Raw genomic sequence first — 16088 nt, 5'->3', positions numbered from 1 at the left:
CCCCCGCCCGCAACACGCCGACCTGCGCACTTATTCGAACGGCCTTGTCAAAATCTACGTGACTCAGGCTACACTGGTCTCCACAATGCGGACTGCAAATACCGCATCATGAAATTACCGATCAGTTTCCATGGAACCCGGGCGGGCATCGAGCCACTCTCGCCTCCGCGTTCGGGAAGGTTCCCACATGATGAGCAGCCAGAAGATCCCACGGTCCGGCGGCAGATCCTCGATACCCGCGTCTTCCGACAGGCCGGAAGACGCGTGGCTACCAGTAGGCAAACTGATCACCTTCGGTTTCCAACACGTCCTGACGATGTACGGGGGCATCATCGCGGTACCGCTGGTGGTCGCGAACGCCATGCATCTCTCACCAGGGCGTTCGGCCATCATGGTCACCGCGAGCCTGTTCGTCGGGGGACTGGCGACGATCCTGCAGAGCGTGGGCGTCCCGTTCCTCGGTGCCAAGCTCCCCGTGGTCCAGGGCGTCACCTTCGGCGGCGTCGCCACGATGCTGGCCATTCTGGCCACACCCGGCAGCGACATCACCACCGTGTTGGGCGCCGTGATCGTCGCGAGCATCATCGGCCTGCTGATTGCACCGTTCTTCGCGTCCGTGGTTCGGTTTCTCCCACCCGTCGTGACCGGAACGGTCATCGCGGGCATCGGGTTGAGCCTGGTTCCCGTCGCCTCCGACTGGGCCATGGGTGGTGACTCGGAGTCCGGCGACTACGGGTCGATGCCCCACGTCATCCTGGCCTTCGTGACGCTCGCGGTCACGCTGTTCTTCAGCAAGATCGGTTCCGCGGCACTGTCACGGCTGTCGATCTTGTTGGGGCTCGTGCTCGGCACCATCGTCGGCATCTTCATGGGGCTCACGGACTTCTCCGAGGTGGGCGACGGCGCCTGGGCGGCCCTGCCCGAATTCTTCGGTTTCGGGTGGCCGACTTTCGACCCCGCAGCGATCATTTCCATGGTGATCGTGATCCTCGTGGCGATGACGGAATCCGTGGCGAATCTGCTCGCCGTCGGGGAAGTGGTCGGTAGCCGCGTAGGACGACGCCGCATCTCCCGCGGCTTGCGCGCGGACATGCTCTCCTCCGCCGTGGCACCCGTGTTCGGGTCGTTCACCCAGACCGCGTTCTCCCAGAACATTGGGCTGATCGCTTTGACAGGCGTGCGCAGCCGCTTCGTCGTCGCAACCGGCGGCGTGATCCTGGTGATCATGGGACTCTTGCCCATCCTGGGCCAGGTGGTCGCCGCGATCCCGATGCCGGTGCTGGGCGGGGCGGGCATGGTCCTGTTCGGGACCGTGGCCGGATCGGGGATCCGCACCCTGAAATCAGTCCCCTTCGAGGGCAACATGAACCTCGTGATCGTGTCCGTGTCCTTGGCCTTCGGCATGGTCCCCGTGGTTCAGCCCGATATCTACGAGGGCTTCCCGTCCTGGTTCCAGACCATCTTCACTTCGGGGATCTCTTCGACGGCGTTCATGGCGGTTCTCCTGAATCTCGTGTTCAACGAGTTGCACCTCGGCAACCCGAAGGGTGCGTCCGTCTTCGCGGCGCGGCCTGTCCGGTACATGACGTCCTCGGATCTCCAGAAGCTGCAGGAAGGTGACGTGGTGACGGACGGAAAGCTCCTCGATCGCGATGGGGAAGAGGTTCCGACCGTGCCGGACTCGAGAACCGAAGAGATCCGGCAAGCCATCGACTCCGGGGAAGTCACCGACACGAGCGAGATCCGGCTCATTCTGGACGGGACCAAGAAAACTCCGGCCGACCGCACCGGCAATTGATCGCGGTCACCTCGCACAGGACATCAATCGCACACGCATCACAGTGAATGGAGGAAGGAAACGATGAACATCATCGAATGGGATGAGGGCCTCGCGGACGACGCCGCGGCCGCACCCATCCGCATCATCACCGGCCACGTCGTGAGCCCGACACGGGACCGGGGGCGGACGATCGACCTCGAGCACGGCGGAATTGCCGTGCAGGGCGACCGCATTCTCGCCGTCGGCCCCGCCGGTGAGGTCCTCGACAAGTACCCTTCGGCGTCGGTCGAGGCCCACGGGGACCGCCTGGTCGTACCGGGTTTTGTGGACTGTCACGCCCACTACTCGCAGATGACGATGATCGCGTCCCCCGGGCTGCAGCTGTTGGAGTGGCTGAAGAACTACACGTTCCCCGCCGAAGGTCTCTTCGCCGATCGGTCGCACTGCGCGGCCATGGCGAACTTCTTCACCGACCAGCTCGTGGCACACGGGGTGACTTCCGCCTGTGTCTACGCCACGGTGCATCCGGAATCGGCGCGAGCGCTCTTCCGCGCGGCCAGGTCGAAAAGCTTGCGGATCATGACGGGCAAGGTCTGCATGGACCGCAACGCTCCCGACTACCTGCTCGACACCCCGGAGCAAGCCTATGAGCAGAGCCTCGAGCTCCTGGAGGAATGGCATGGGGTGGACCGGCTCGAATACGCCCTGACGCCGCGATTTGCCCCGACGTCGTCCTCCCGCCAGCTGGAACTCCTCGGCCGGATCGCGGAGGAACATCCCGACATACCGATCCAGACCCACCTGTCCGAGAACCCCTCGGAATGCGAATGGGTCGGGGAGCTGTTTCCGGACGAGTCCGACTACACCGCCGTGTACGAGCGATTTGGTCTGGTCAGGAAACGATCAGTCTTCGGGCACGCGACTCACGTGTCGGAGAGCGAACTCGACCGTCTGGGCGCGGCCCAGGCATCCCTCGCACACTGCCCGACGTCGAATCTTTTCCTCGGGTCGGGGCTTTTCCGGCTCAAGGAGAACCGGCGGGCCCCGGGGCTCAGAATCGGGCTGGGGTCCGACGTCGGAGCGGGAACGAGCCTGTCTCCGTTGGCCTCGCTGAACGAGGCCTACAAGGTCAGTCGTTCCGTCGGCGAACCCCTCGAATCCTTCGAAGCTCTCCGCCTGGCGACCCTGGACGGAGCCGAGGCTCTGGGGACGGATCACGCCGTCGGCAGTCTCGAACCGGGCAAGGAGGCCGACGTCGTCGTGCTCGACCCGGAATCCACGCCCGTGCTGCGCCAGAGGACCGACTACGCACAGACCACCGAGGAACTGCTCTTCGCGATGATGCTTCTCGGCGACGACCGGGCCGTCCACAGCGTTTACGTCGCTGGGGCGAAGGTCAGGTGACGGGGACCCCGTCGACACCTGCCGACCTGCTTTTGACCATCACACGCTCGGAGCCCGACGCCGCACGGTGAGAGGCGCTCCGCAAGGGCAAGAAATCCTATTCGCCAGTCCCCAGAAACAATCTCCGTTCCGATGTCCCGGAATGGCAGGGAAACAGAGGCACCCCATGGCTGCAACCAATGTCAGAACCGAACAACAATCCACGGACAAACGCTCCGCCCTGGACCGCTTTTTCGAAATCACCGCACGCGGCTCCACGGTCAAACAGGAGTTGCGCGGCGGTCTCGTCGCATTCGTGGCGATGGCGTACATCGTCGTCCTCAACCCGCAGATTCTCGGCGCCGCCACGGACGTCGAAGGCAACGGTCTCGACTTCGGCCAGCTCACCGCGGTGACCGGCCTGGTCGCCGGCAGCATTACGGTGCTCTTCGGTCTCGTGGCCCGACTCCCGTTCTCTCTCGCGGCCGGACTGGGCATGAACAGCTTCCTGGCCGTCTCGGTTGTGCACGACGTGACCTGGCCCGAGGCCATGGGACTCGTTATCATCAACGGTGTGATCATCGTGTTCCTCGGGGCCACCGGGGTGCGGACCGCGATTTTCCACGCAGTCCCGGCACCGTTGAAAACAGCGATCACGGTCGGCATCGGATTGTTCATCGCCTTCATCGGATTCGTGAACTCCGGATTCGTGACCAGAACACCGGACGGCCCGCCCGTGCAGCTGGGCCAGGGCGGATCGATCACCGCGCTTCCGACCATCATCTTCGTCTTCGCCCTGTTGCTGATCGGCGTGCTCGTGGTGCGCCGCGTCCCGGGCGGAATCCTGATCGGCATGGTCGTCGCGACCGTCGTATCCATCATCGTTCAGGCGATCGCCCACCTGGGGACCGTCGGGGATCCGAAGAATCCGGACCCGCAGGGTTGGAACCTGAGCGCGCCCGAGCTGCCCAGCCACATCGTCGCGCTGCCGGATTTCGGTTTGGTCGGCCAATTCGATCTGTTCGGCTCGATCCAGAGGGTCGGCATGCTGTCCGTGGTCATGCTCGTGTTCACCCTGCTGTTCACCAACTTCTTCGACGCGATGGGAACCATGACGGGACTCGCGGGCAACGCCGGCCTGTCCAGGCCGGACGGAACCTTCCCGCGGATCCGTCAGGCGTTCATCGTCGAGGGCATCGGTGCCATCGGTGGTGGTGCAGCATCAGCCTCCTCGAACACCGTGTTCGTGGATTCAGCCGCCGGCGTCGCGGAGGGCGCCCGAACGGGGCTGGCCGCTTGTGTCAGCGGTGGACTCTTCCTGGTATCGATGTTCTTCACGCCCCTGATCGAAGTCATTCCGATGGAAGCGGGCGCCGCAGCGCTCGTGATCGTCGGGGCCATGATGGTCATCCAGATCCAGGACATTGAGATGAAGGATTTCCGCGTCTCGTTGCCCGTGTTCCTCACGATCGTCTCGATGCCGCTGACCTACTCGATCGCGAACGGAATCGGCGTCGGTTTCATCTCCTGGGCGCTGATCCACGTGCTGACCGGCCGAGGCAAGCGAGTCCACTGGCTGATGTGGGTGGTCTCCGCGGGCTTCCTGCTGTACTTCACTCGCGACGGCATCACGGCCATGCTGGGGGGCTGACGTCTCCTTCGTGGCATCTGATTGATCCGGGGTGCAGGGTTCTGCGCCCCGGATCAGTCTGTCCGCAGGATGGTCGCGACGCGGGTCCGGGTCCGAGTCCCGGCCGGCCGAATGATCCCTGTCGAACACAGCGCATCGGGACAAGGCCGATCCTGCTCGCGCGGAAAGGTAGGGTTGTGGAATATGCAGAGGACAACGGGGCTCACGGCGCGGCAGAATGCCTATGATCGACTGCGCGACCTGGTGCTGACCGACCCTTCCGTGCAGGGGACCTTCCTCAACGAAGTGGACCTCGTGGAGAGATTCGGTCTGTCCCGCACGCCGATCCGGGAAGCGCTCATCATGTTGGCCTCGGACGGATTGGTCGAACTCATCACCCACCGCGGCGCCTATGTGAGGCCCAGCGACGACCGGTCGATCCGCGAAACCATGGAAATGCGGACTCTCATCGAGCTCGAGGCGGCGAGGCAGATTCTTGCGTCGGGGCGGGCCCCCGTGCGGATCATGAGCGACCTTCTCGAAGAGCAGGCCAGACTGGTTGTCTCGCCAGAGACGCTCCCGGACTTCATCTCGATCGATCAGAAGTTCCACGCCGCCATGGTCGATGCCCCCGGAAACCGGGTCATGTCGGACTTCTACACCCGCCTGCGCGTGATGCACGTTCGATTCGGCATTTCCGCGACATGGACCAGTCCCCGGCGTCCGGCCGAGGTGCTCGAGGAACACACCCGCATCCTGGACGCGCTGAAGGCGGGAGACGCGGACGCTGCGGAGGCCGCGATCCGGCACCACATCGAGCGGACCCAATGCCTCCTGCTCGACGACGTGCGGTGAACCGGCCGCGAACTGCCCGTCACACGGCGGCCCCGGGCCGGGCCGTGTCCAGGTGGTCGAGGTCCTCCTGGACGTCGTTGTCCCGTCCGATGGCGAGCCCGATCAGGGTGAGCACGCAGGTTCCGGCGAGGTAGGCGGCCACCCAGACCCACGAGCCCGAAACGTCGAGCAGCAGGGTGAACATCATCGGCGCCAGGGCACCGCCGAGAACCCCGGCGATGGTGTACGCGAGCGACGCGCCGGTGTACCGCAGCCGTGGGGAGAACTGTTCGACCACGAAGGCCGCCTGGGGGCCGTACATGAGCGAGTGGAAGAACAGACCGATCGGAATCCCGATGTACATCCAGGCTGCGCCACCGGCATCGAGGTTCGCGAAGAAGACGAAGGTCCACACCACGGTGCCGAGGGTAGCAATCCCGTACAGCAGACGCCGGTTGATGAGGTCGGAGACGAACCCCGCCAGGGGGATGCACACCAGCTGGAAGGCCGAGCCGAACATCACGGCTCCCAAGACCGTGGCCCTGTCGAGGCCCAGGATCATCGTCCCGTAGGTCAGCGTGAACACCGTGAAGAGGGCGTAGGTGACATCGGGGCCGATCCGGGAGAGCACCGCCGAGATCAGCGGGCGGCGTTCTTCGGTCCAGAGCTCGGAGATGGGTTTCTCCGCCCTCTGCCCGGTCTTCTCGACGGCCTTGAAGACGGGAGTGTCCTCGAGTTTGAGCCTGATCCACAGCCCGAACAGGACGAGCACGGCGGAGAGCAGGAAAGCGACGCGCCATCCCCACGCGAAGAAGGAGTCTTCGGGGAGGGCCAGGCTGAGACCCGCGAAGACCCCGTTCGCCAGGAGGTTTCCCGCGGGTGGGCCTATTTGCGCGGCCGAGGACCAGAAGCCCCGGTAATGAGGGTTGCCGTACTCGCTGGAGAGCAGCACGGCTCCGCCCCATTCGCCACCGACGCCGACTCCCTGCGCGAATCTCAGGAGCACCAGGATGAGGGGAGCGGCAACCGAGATGCTCTGGTAGGTGGGCAGAACACCGATGAGGAACGTCGAGACGCCGATCAGGAAGAGGGTCCACACCAGCACCTTCTTGCGTCCGATCTTGTCACCGAGCCGGCCGAAGACCACGCCGCCCAGCGGACGGGACACGTACCCGACGGCGTAGGTCGAGAACGCAAGCAGCACGCCGACCATCGGGTCCCCGGAGGGGAAGAACAGGCTCGGAAGAACGATCGCGGCGGCGGCCGAATAGATCGCGAAGTCATACCACTCGAGCGTCGTGCCGCTGAGGCTCGCGGTGAACGCTTTGAGCAGGTCCTTTCTGGCTACGGGAGGACGGGCCGTGGGGGTGGAGGTCATGACTGCCTTTCATGCCGTGGGCGTGTGACCGGCCACACGCTGTGATTGCGTTAACGTTATACGCGTTGTATACAATGAGACAACCCCGTCCGACCGGTCGAGGACAAGGCGAGATGAAAGCAGGGCACAAGTGTTGAGGTTCGAATTGATCGATGGATCGACCGTCGACGTCGCGGTCACCCGGCTCTTCAATGCAGGGTACGCCGGCCGGGACCAGGCCTCGGTGCGGGCCCACATCGACGAATTGGCCGAGCTCGGCGTCCCGGGACCGAGTCAGGTTCCCGCGCTGTACCCCGTGTCGCCGTACCTGGCGCAGCAAGCGGATTCGGTTGCAGTCCAGAATGAGAAGTCGTCCGGGGAAGCCGAGTGGGCGATTGTTTTCACGGACGACGGCGTCCTCCTCACGGCCGCGTGCGACCAGACGGACCGTGATCTCGAAACCTACGGCGTGGCCTGGAGCAAGAACGCCTCACCGGATGTTCTGGCGAAGAAGGCATGGCGGCTCGACGACGTCGAGGACCACGTGGACGATATCCGGATCGAAGCCTGGGTCACCGACTCCCGCGGGTCCGAATCGCGTATTCAGGACGGCACGCTGGGGGACCTGCTGCCACCGGCTCACTGGATTCGCGAGCTGAAGGACCAGGGATACGCCCGGCCCGGAACCGTGCTGATTTCGGGGACGATTCCCATGGCCCCGGACGTCGACCAATTCGCGCCCGGGTGGCGGGTCCGCCTGACCGATCCGACCAACGACGAGACGATCGAGCTGTCGTACACCGTGGAGAAGATGCCCGAGCCGATCGGCTGAGGACCCCACGACGAACACCACGGACTGACGACCGTCCGCAATTACTCGTTCAGGAGAACCGATGATCCACCATCTTGCTGCGGATGCCTTTGCCCCGTACGGAAAAGTCCTGGACAGTACGCTCCAGGTTGACGATTCGGCCCCGGCGTTCCATTCGGTGTCGAGCAGTTTCTACCGTGCCGCGCACTTTGACCCGGGCGACGACGGGGAGGTCGACATTCTCTGGGTCACGTACGACCGCACCGAAATACCCGAGACACTGGAATCGCACCTTCTCACCGAGCAGGCACTCATTCCGATTTCGGGTTCCGTGGTCCAGCACGTCCGCCGGCCCGATCATCGGGACGGTGCCGTCGAATCCTTCCTCATCCAGCCCGGTCAAGGGATCGTCATGAACCGAGGATGCCTGCACACCACCACGTCCGTCTCCGGCAAAGCACTCTGTCTCATGGTCAGTCGAGCAAGCACGACACAAGACTTGGCCGATTCACTCAGCCACGGCGTCGAGCCGACAGAAACGGTGTACGGACGTTGTTCCTCGTCGGATGATTCGACCTGAGCAGGCAAGCCGTCGCCGTTCGGCAGTAATCGGTGCTCGATGCGCCCCGCCGATGCGGGACGTGTACGCGAACTTCGACATGGGTTCCCGTGCGGCCTGCCGAGTGGAGTCACCTCAAATAGGGATTGCCCAGGTCCAAGTCTCGAGCGGCCCTGTGGGGGAATCCACCGGCGCCGTCGTAGGCGGCTTTGACAATGCGCAGCGCGTGGAGCGCCTCACCGGGATCGATCCAGAAGGGCTTTCCGGAACCGAATCCGCCGTAGAAGTCCTTGATGAGCTCGCCGTGGGAAGCGCCCCAATAGACTTTGGCCCGATCCGAGGGGAGCCGCTCCTTGATCACTTGGTCGGGCGCGCCGTCACCGGTAATCAGCAATTCCGTTCCCGACCGCATGTTTCCGTGCTCCATGGCGATGTCCATGGTCACCGGGAGATTGGTCGGGGCCGCATTGGTCGCCATGAGGACACTGCGGATCCCCGATTCGTGAACGAGAGTGAGGGCCGCGGTGTCCTCGACCTCGATGACGTCACCCAGAGCGTCGGTGCCCACACGTCCCCGAACCTCGACCACGGGGCCCATGATCCACTGGAGGAGGTCCACGGTGTGAATGGCCTGGTTGATCAGCAGGCCTCCGCCGCTCGTGGACCACGCACCGCGCCACGGTTTCGAGGTGTAGTACTCGGGCGGGCGGTGCCACGCGACGGTGGCAACTGCACCGAGTGGTGCCCCGAATCGGCGGGAGTCGACCGTCTCCTTCATGGCCTGGGCCGAGAGGTTGTACCTGTTCTGGAAGCACACGCCCACGCGAGGTGAACGCCCGTTCCGGCCCTGTGCGCTCTCGGCCGCGGCCACGATACGGTCGGCGCTGCTCAGATCCGAGCTGATCGGTTTTTCGGTCAGGACGTCGCAACCGGCCGCAAGGGCTGTCAGGATCACGCCTTCGTGCTCATGGTGCGGGGTGGTCACATGGACGACGTCGGGCGCGAACCGACGTATCGCATCCTCAACGGTCGATGCGGTCGGAACTGCCAGTTCGCGCTGCGCGGCGTCGCGGCGCTCCGGGTCGACGTCGCACACGCCGACCACATCGGCGTCGGGCAAGGACCGGAGGGCCTCGGCGTGAACGGCGCTGACCGACCCGTAGCCGACGATCACGGCGCGCAGACTCATTGGTACCTGATGCCTTTCTCCCGGAGCAGCCCCGTGAAGGCGGTGTGGGCTTCGGTGAATAGCTCCGGGCCGGAGAATCCGCCGAGTTCGTGGGCGGCGGAGAGGTGCGGTTCCAGGGAGAAGAACCCGTCGAAGCCGTCGTCGACGAGGGCGTCGATGGTTTCGCGCAGCTCGCCGTCGCCCTCGCCCGTGACCACGACCTCGCCATCGGACAGGTGGGCGTCCTTGACCTGGACGTATTCGAGGTAGGGCCGTATCGCGGCGTAGCCCTCGGTGAAGGGGCGCACCCCACACTGGACGAAATTGGCCGAATCCCAGGCCGCCCTGAGTCGTGGCGAGTCGACGCCGGCCAGCAGGTCCGCGCATCTGCGGGGAATGTCGCCGTAGATCTTCTTCTCGTTCTCGTGGAGGAAGGTCACCCCGCCCTCTTCGGCCACGTCGGCCAGAGCGCGCATCCGGTCGATCACTTCGGTTCTGCAGTCATCCGGGTCCACGCCCTCGGGAACGAAGAAGGAGAAGACGCGCACGTAGGGTGCCCCGAGAACCCGGGCGACGTCGACCGCATGCTGGGCTCGCTCGAGGTGCGCATCAATGGGATCCCGAAGCCCGATCTTTCCGATGGGTGAACCGATGCTCGACACCTTGAGGTCGTAGCGATCCAGGATCTCAGCGGCCTGCTCGAGCTGTTGGTCGTCCAGATCGAGGACGTTGGTGTCCCAGGCGCTGCGGAATTCGATGTGACCCAGCCCCAGTGACCGTGCGTGGGAGCACTGCCGTTCCATGTCGGGGGAGATCTCGTCGGTAAAACCGGACAGCGTCCACATGCTCTGCTCCTCGTCGAAGTCGGTGACCTTCGGACCAGCCTGGCGGACGACGCCGCCCACGGCAACGGGTTGCCACTTGTTGCCGGAATCACCAGTGCGTTCATGGTGGAGGTACTGCAACTGACGGCAACCGCTGGTCCGGTCGGAGCGACGACCCCAGGATGTAGAAAAGCAACCGCACAGTGTGGTTTGCGCCACGCTGTGAGAGTGAAGGGCGACGACGATGTCACATGCAGCAGCCACCCAAACCGACGAGCAACAGGGCACGGCGCCCTCGAAGGGTGCGACGAGCAAACTGCCCCTACGATCCTTCCTGGGCTATGCCGCGGGGGATGCGGGCAACAACCTCGCGTTCAACATGGTCAGCACGTTCCTCCTGCTGTACTACACCGACGTCGTCGGGATTCCGGCCGGTTACGCCGCACCCATCTTTCTGATCGTTCGGATCTGGGACGGTATCGGAGACGTCATCGTCGGCCGGTGGGTCGACAAGACGACCAGCAGATGGGGCAAATTCCGGCCCTGGATCCTGTGGTCGTGCCTGCCTCTCATGCTGTGCTCGGTCTGGGTCTTCACCCTGCCGGAGGTGGACAGTCTCACGATGAAACTGTTCTGGGCATACCTGTCCTACGGCGTGATGATGATGTTCTATTCGATGGTCAACATTCCGTACGGGTCGCTCGCCTCGGCGATGACGCAGGTCCCTGTCGAGCGCGCAAAACTCGCGACGTTCCGCACCGTGGGCTCCCAGGTCGCCGTGATGCTGATCGCGGTGGTGGTCTCGCCGCTCGTGGAACGATTCAGCTCCGAGAATCTCTACAAGGAGAAGGTCGCGGCCCTCGGTGGTGAGGATCGGGCCACCGACGCTCAGCTCTCCGCGGCCAAGGCGGCCGCGGCACACGATGCGACCACGGGCCTCCAGGGGTCGTTGACCACGATCACCGCGATCTTCGTGGTTCTCGGCGTCGCCCTCTACGTCTTCACCTTCCTGACCGCCAAGGAGCGCGTGACCCGCCCCGCGGACGATCAGATCGGTCTGAAACAGGCCGTGTCCGTGCTGGCCAAGAACAAGGCACTGATCTGGCTCTCCGTCGGGTCGGTCGTGGTTCTCACCTCGCACGTCTGTCTCCAGACGATGAGCATCTACTTCGCCCGCGACGTCATGGGCAATGCCGGACTCTTCTCGATCCTGACGATCATCCAGACGGCGTCGATCTTCGTTGCCGCCCCGTTCATCGGACGAGCCGTGGCACGATTCGGCAAGCGTTTCGTCTACCTCTCCGGGGCGGTCTCCTTCATGATCGGCGGCCTGATCGTGTTCCTGTGCCCACCGTCCATGCCGTGGCTCGCCTGCGTCGCGTTCTTCTTCCTGGGCCTGGGAATCGGCCTGCTCAACACCCTCATGTGGGCGATGGAGGCGGACACGGTCGAGTACGGCGAATGGAAGACGGCACGCCGCACGGAAGGCACCACCTACGCGGTCTTTTCCTTCGTCCGCAAACTGGGCCAGGCCTTCGGCGGCGCGGCCGCGGCGGGACTCATCGGCCTGACCGGCTACGTCGGGGGAGCAGCGGTCCAATCCGACCACGCTGTCATGGGCATCAGGCTGACCGCAGGAATTCTCCCGGCCGCACTGTGCCTCATCGCGTTCTTCGTGATGCTGCGCTACCCGTTGACCGACTCCCTGTTCAGCCGAATCGTGGAAGAGAACGAGACCCGCAAGCAACAAAAGCTCGCCATGGTCGACGGACGTGCCGTCGCACCCGAGCAGTCAGCCTCCGAGAACGAGAAGTAGACAAAGGACAACCATGAACACAGTGACCACAGACCAGACCATCCGATTGGGCATCGTGGGCTACGGTGCCCAGGGCACGACCTACGCCGGGTTCATTGCCGAAGGGCGCGTGCCCCACATGAGCATCGGGGCCGTCTGCGACACCGATCCTGCCCGCAGGGCCCAGGCCGAACAGGACCACCCCGGGGTCACGACCTTCGAGGACTATTCCGACCTGTTGGAATCCGGCACGGTCGACGCCGTCGTCACGTGCGTGCCGCACTACCTGCACCCGGACATGGGAATTCGCGCCCTGCGACACGGAACACCCGTCCTGGTCGAGAAACCCGCTGGCGTCTACACGCAACAGGTGGCCGAGCTCAACCGCGTCGCCGCGGAAACCCCGGACGTCCCCTTCGCCATCATGTTCAACCAGCGCAACAACCCCCTGTATCGCAGGATCAAGGAGATCATCGACGCGGGAGACATCGGGGCCTTGCGGCGCACCAACTGGATCATCACCACGTGGTGGAGGCCCCAGGGCTACTACGACCAGTCGGCCTGGCGAGCGACCTGGGGAGGCGAGGGCGGCGGCGTGCTCGTGAACCAGGCGCCGCACCAGCTCGACCTGATCCAATGGCTGTGCGGAGTGCCCCGCACGGTCTTCGCCAAAGCCGCCTTCGGTTACAAGAGGAATATCCCCGTGGAGGACGAGGTCACTGCCCTCCTGGACTACGGCAACGGGGCAACCGGAGTCTTCATCACCGCGACCCATGATCTCGTCGGAACCGACCGCCTGGAAATACTGGGGGACAAGGGCAAGATCGTGGTGGACGGCTCCAAGAAGGCTCACGTCTTCCGCCTCCGCGAGGATGAGCAACGGATTTCCCAGGACCTGGGCATGGACGGCGTGCGCGGTCTCTTCCAGGGCCAGCTCGATCCCCACGAGTTCTACGAGGAGGAAGACATCGAATTCGACTCGGTCTGGGGCGAACAACACACCGGCGTCCTGGAGAACTTCGCCCTCCATCTCCTGGACGGAACACCGTTGCTCGCCCCCGGTTCGGACGGCATCAACGGCGTCAGGCTCGCCAACGCGATCCACCTCTCCGCCTGGAAGAACGAGGAAGTCCCCCTGGACTTCGACGCCGCGGAGCACTTGTCCATGCTCAACGACCGCATCCTCGAGGAGGGCGAGTACCCGCAGCGTACCGGAACGGTTCAGTAACCGATCGACCTCAAGTAGGCCCTCGAATCCGCGAGACAGTCGAACGGATCGCGCCCGTAGAGCTCATCCTGTTCCACGAAGAAGTGCTCGGCACCCGCCTCGAGCGCCACCGGAAGAATCTCCGGCCAATTCATGTTCCCGGCCCCCACCTCCGCGAACTGAGGCAAGAGCGCGAACCTGCGCATGAACTCTGCGTGCGACTCCGGCGACTTGTCCTCCAGCAATGCCATGTCCGCCGCCGGCAACGGCACCACTCGGTAGTCCTTGACGTGGATGAGCTTGCAGACGCCCGAATACTCGCGAAGCATGTCGATCGGGTTCATGCCACCACGCTGGACCCAGTGAAGATCCACCTCGAACCGGACGGTGGGCGCGACCCGGCGAACGACGTCGAAGATGCGCTCGCCGTCGAACTGCGCGAGGTCCACGTGGTGGTTGTGGTAGCAGAGAGTGATGCCGTGGGCCGCGAGCTTCTGGGCTGCGGCCTCGCAGTCGCGGCCCCAGGCCTCGCAGGCTTCCTTGGACACCATCGCGTCGAAGGGCATCATGCCGATACGGACGAATTCGACGCCGAGGCGCGAACAGTCCGAGACGACCTTGTCCATGTCGGTGTCGAGGGCATCACCGGTCGCCGTCGGCGTCTTTCTGAGGGCCACGGAGAGGGCTCCCACCCGCAGACCGAGGTCAACGACGCCGCGCTCGAGGGCCCGGGTGTTCGCCTCGTCCATGGGGATCTGGGAAACCTCGACCGAGTCGTACCCGAGGTCGGTGATCCTTTGCAGGACCGGATACATGCCTTCCTCGGAGACTCGGTCCTTGAGCATCATCATCTGCACGCCCAGCGTCGTCATCTCGACTCCTTGTCTGCTCTTGTGTCGCCTTTGCCCGCGAAGATGCGGGATCCGGTTTCAGATCTACCGACGTGGTGTAGTGCAGGTCACGTGATTGCCGCCGGTTGCAGAGTGCGATGTCGAGGGGTGGTCAGCTGCGGACGTGCTCCCCGGCCCAGGCCTTGGTGTAGAAGTCCTTGGAGTCCGTGGTGAGCAACTCCTTGTAGTCGTCGGGGTCGAGGGATTGGGCCGAATCGTCCGGAATCGTGTCGGTGAAGGCCGAAACGCCCAGTCCGGCCTGGTGGTCCTTGACCTCGAGGCCGGCCGCTTCGAGCATCGTCGGATACATGTTCAACTGATCGATACCGGGTCGCAGGCGACGTTGGTTGTCCTCGCCGGGGACCCAGACGCGGTTGAAGATCGAGCGGTTGTTGTTCTTGTCGAGTTGCTGGTGGAAGGAGTCGCTGGACTTCATGTGCTTGAGGTGGTCGCCCTGGATCACCACGGCGGTGTCGTCCAGGTACCCCTTGTCCTTCATGTAGTCCAGGTAGTCGCCGACCTTGTCCATGGAGCACTGGTACACGGACGTCAGCTTGCTGTCCGTGTCCACGTTGCAGTAGTCGTACGCCTTCGCCGGTTCGTGACTGTCCAAGGTGAGCGCGGAGAGGTTGAAGGGCTGACCAGTTCGCTCCGATTCGGCGTGCAACTGGTCGATCTCGTCCTTGGCGTGGTCGAAGAGCCTTTCGTCGTTGAGTCCCCAGTCCTTGCGGAAGTTCTTCTGCGGCTCCCCGGCCTTCTTCCAGTCGTTGAGATCCTTGACTTCGTCGTAGCCGTGGTTCTGGAGGAAGGTGTCCTTGCTCGCGAATTCGGCACCGGCGCCGCCCATGAACACGTTCTTGTACCCCTGCTGTTTGAAGACGTCGCCCATGCACGTGGTCCCGTTGAGGTACGTGTCGATGTCGTCAGGGGGAGCGGTGTTTCCGCCGCCGTACCAGGGGGTGTCCGTTCCCTTCAGGGGAATCCCGCACTGTGTGGAGACGATTCCGGCCATGGTCCAGCCACCGCCCTCGTACTGCTGGTAGTCATCGATCTTCTGCCAGTCCTGGGTGCGGTCCTCGAGGGGCGGGTACGGATTCTTCTCGAAGAGGCTTTCGTCGGAGAGGGTCTGTTCGCCCGACTCGAGGTAGATGTTGACGATGTTGCGTTTCTTCGACGTGTCGGTCGTCTGCGGCTCGGCGTAGTAATCGCCGATGTCCTTGTCCGAACGTGTGGCACGAACCCAGTCGGACAGGTTCACGCTCGACGAGAAGAGTGAGGCGCCGGTGACCACGAGGATCAGCACCAGCCCCGAGGCGACGCCGCGAACGACACGGCGCCCCTTCTTCGGGCGAGGATCCCAGGCACCGAGCCTTTTGCGACGATTGCGGGCCCAGTGTGCCAGGACGATGAGGAGGGTAATGAGGAGGGGGAGCACGATGATCAGCCCGATCCCCAGCCACTCCCGGGGATACCCGCTCTGCAGTTCAACGCCCTTGATGCTCATGGCCATCTGCCGAACGCTGACGGAGCCCCAGTTCCACCGGATGAACAGGGCGGCGCTGAGCAGCGCAAGTCCCAGCCAGATCAGGACGTAGACGACAGTCGTCCCCAGGGCAGAGCCGAATCCACGGCTCGACTTAGGATTCTTCGCGGGCACAGTCACTCCTCGGCATAGTTCGCCCTAGCCACCCGGAGGTGGCACACGGTGGACCACCCTAGCGAATTTTGAACGGAACTCCGCATGCGGTGCCTTCGTCTCGCCAAGTGGGACGACCTTGGCACAAGCTCCCGATTCCCCTTAAGTTGCCTTGCCGTTGCGTTCGGGGTGTGGGCGGCGGGCCGGGTTCGGT

At 64.1% G+C, this 16088-nt stretch carries 13 protein-coding genes; 8 read left to right on the top strand and 5 right to left on the bottom strand.

From position 1 onward, the window contains the following. Positions 1–190 precede the first annotated feature (190 nt). From EWU68_RS12470 to EWU68_RS12455, 4 genes are all read left to right on the top strand, one after another. On the top strand, positions 191–1798 hold the full coding sequence (locus EWU68_RS12470; protein ID WP_238692459.1) for a nucleobase:cation symporter-2 family protein: 1608 nt from the start codon (positions 191–193) through the stop codon (positions 1796–1798). A 63-nt stretch (positions 1799–1861) separates the two neighbouring features. Further along, on the top strand, positions 1862–3184 hold the full coding sequence (gene guaD / locus EWU68_RS12465; RefSeq protein ID WP_129316463.1) for a guanine deaminase: 1323 nt from the start codon (positions 1862–1864) through the stop codon (positions 3182–3184). Between the two features lie 166 nt (positions 3185–3350). Beyond that, positions 3351–4814 (top strand): NCS2 family permease, encoded by a 1464-nt coding sequence (locus EWU68_RS12460; RefSeq protein ID WP_193554057.1) that lies wholly within the window; start codon positions 3351–3353, stop codon positions 4812–4814. Positions 4815–4997: 183 nt separating this feature from the next. Further along, positions 4998–5648, top strand: coding sequence for a GntR family transcriptional regulator (locus EWU68_RS12455; RefSeq protein ID WP_162421518.1), 651 nt, complete (start codon positions 4998–5000; stop codon positions 5646–5648). 19 nt (positions 5649–5667) lie between these two features. Here EWU68_RS12455 and EWU68_RS12450 read toward each other — a convergent pair whose 3' ends face one another. Further along, positions 5668–7005 (bottom strand): MFS transporter, encoded by a 1338-nt coding sequence (locus EWU68_RS12450; protein ID WP_129316460.1) that lies wholly within the window; start codon positions 7003–7005, stop codon positions 5668–5670. A gap of 145 nt (positions 7006–7150) precedes the next feature. On the opposite strand from EWU68_RS12450, the gene EWU68_RS12445 reads away from it, so the two are divergent. Then, positions 7151–7816 carry a DUF2848 domain-containing protein gene (locus EWU68_RS12445; RefSeq protein ID WP_238692458.1) on the top strand — a complete coding sequence of 222 codons (666 nt, stop codon included), beginning with the start codon at positions 7151–7153 and terminating at the stop codon, positions 7814–7816. A 61-nt stretch (positions 7817–7877) separates the two neighbouring features. Next, on the top strand, positions 7878–8375 hold the full coding sequence (locus EWU68_RS12440; RefSeq protein WP_129316458.1) for an ureidoglycolate lyase: 498 nt from the start codon (positions 7878–7880) through the stop codon (positions 8373–8375). A 109-nt stretch (positions 8376–8484) separates the two neighbouring features. Here the strand turns inward: EWU68_RS12440 and EWU68_RS12435 are convergent, their stop codons facing one another. Together EWU68_RS12435 and EWU68_RS12430 are read right to left on the bottom strand one after the other, a co-directional pair. Next, positions 8485–9543: a Gfo/Idh/MocA family protein gene (locus EWU68_RS12435; RefSeq protein WP_129316457.1), complete on the bottom strand. Its 1059-nt coding sequence runs from the start codon at positions 9541–9543 to the stop codon at positions 8485–8487. Continuing rightward, a complete protein-coding gene (locus EWU68_RS12430; RefSeq protein ID WP_129316466.1) occupies positions 9540–10367 on the bottom strand; it encodes a sugar phosphate isomerase/epimerase family protein in 828 nt (275 codons plus the stop codon). Before EWU68_RS12430 ends, EWU68_RS12435 begins: the two co-directional genes overlap by 4 nt. Before the next feature lie 223 nt (positions 10368–10590). On the opposite strand from EWU68_RS12430, the gene EWU68_RS12425 reads away from it, so the two are divergent. Further along, positions 10591–12162 carry a glycoside-pentoside-hexuronide (GPH):cation symporter gene (locus EWU68_RS12425; RefSeq protein WP_129316456.1) on the top strand — a complete coding sequence of 524 codons (1572 nt, stop codon included), beginning with the start codon at positions 10591–10593 and terminating at the stop codon, positions 12160–12162. A 13-nt stretch (positions 12163–12175) separates the two neighbouring features. After that, positions 12176–13369: a Gfo/Idh/MocA family protein gene (locus EWU68_RS12420; RefSeq protein WP_129316455.1), complete on the top strand. Its 1194-nt coding sequence runs from the start codon at positions 12176–12178 to the stop codon at positions 13367–13369. Here the strand turns inward: EWU68_RS12420 and EWU68_RS12415 are convergent. Both EWU68_RS12415 and EWU68_RS12410 read right to left on the bottom strand, forming a co-directional pair. Next, complete coding sequence (locus EWU68_RS12415) at positions 13363–14220, bottom strand: sugar phosphate isomerase/epimerase family protein (RefSeq protein WP_129316454.1); 858 nt, start codon at positions 14218–14220, stop codon at positions 13363–13365. The two genes, EWU68_RS12420 and EWU68_RS12415, sit on opposite strands and share 7 nt — an antisense overlap. Before the next feature lie 130 nt (positions 14221–14350). Then, positions 14351–15895 carry a sulfatase-like hydrolase/transferase gene (locus EWU68_RS12410; protein WP_238692456.1) on the bottom strand — a complete coding sequence of 515 codons (1545 nt, stop codon included), beginning with the start codon at positions 15893–15895 and terminating at the stop codon, positions 14351–14353. Positions 15896–16088 lie beyond the last annotated feature (193 nt).

The sequence above is a fragment of the Rothia koreensis genome, from assembly GCF_004136575.1.
Lineage (GTDB): Bacteria > Actinomycetota > Actinomycetes > Actinomycetales > Micrococcaceae > Rothia > Rothia koreensis.
Note: the sequence above shows the minus strand (reverse complement) of the source record. Positions and strands in the feature narration are given on the sequence as shown.

Coding starts and splice junctions, on each gene's coding strand:
- EWU68_RS12420 (WP_129316455.1), top strand. CDS start 12,176: ATGAACACAGTGACCACAGACCAGACCATCCGATTGGGCATCGTGGGC.
- EWU68_RS12455 (WP_162421518.1), top strand. CDS start 4,998: ATGCAGAGGACAACGGGGCTCACGGCGCGGCAGAATGCCTATGATCGA.
- EWU68_RS12470 (WP_238692459.1), top strand. CDS start 191: ATGAGCAGCCAGAAGATCCCACGGTCCGGCGGCAGATCCTCGATACCC.
- guaD (WP_129316463.1), top strand. CDS start 1,862: ATGAACATCATCGAATGGGATGAGGGCCTCGCGGACGACGCCGCGGCC.
- EWU68_RS12460 (WP_193554057.1), top strand. CDS start 3,351: ATGGCTGCAACCAATGTCAGAACCGAACAACAATCCACGGACAAACGC.
- EWU68_RS12440 (WP_129316458.1), top strand. CDS start 7,878: ATGATCCACCATCTTGCTGCGGATGCCTTTGCCCCGTACGGAAAAGTC.
- EWU68_RS12435 (WP_129316457.1), bottom strand. CDS start 9,543: ATGAGTCTGCGCGCCGTGATCGTCGGCTACGGGTCGGTCAGCGCCGTT.
- EWU68_RS12450 (WP_129316460.1), bottom strand. CDS start 7,005: ATGACCTCCACCCCCACGGCCCGTCCTCCCGTAGCCAGAAAGGACCTG.
- EWU68_RS12415 (WP_129316454.1), bottom strand. CDS start 14,220: ATGACGACGCTGGGCGTGCAGATGATGATGCTCAAGGACCGAGTCTCC.
- EWU68_RS12425 (WP_129316456.1), top strand. CDS start 10,591: ATGTCACATGCAGCAGCCACCCAAACCGACGAGCAACAGGGCACGGCG.
- EWU68_RS12430 (WP_129316466.1), bottom strand. CDS start 10,367: ATGTGGACGCTGTCCGGTTTTACCGACGAGATCTCCCCCGACATGGAA.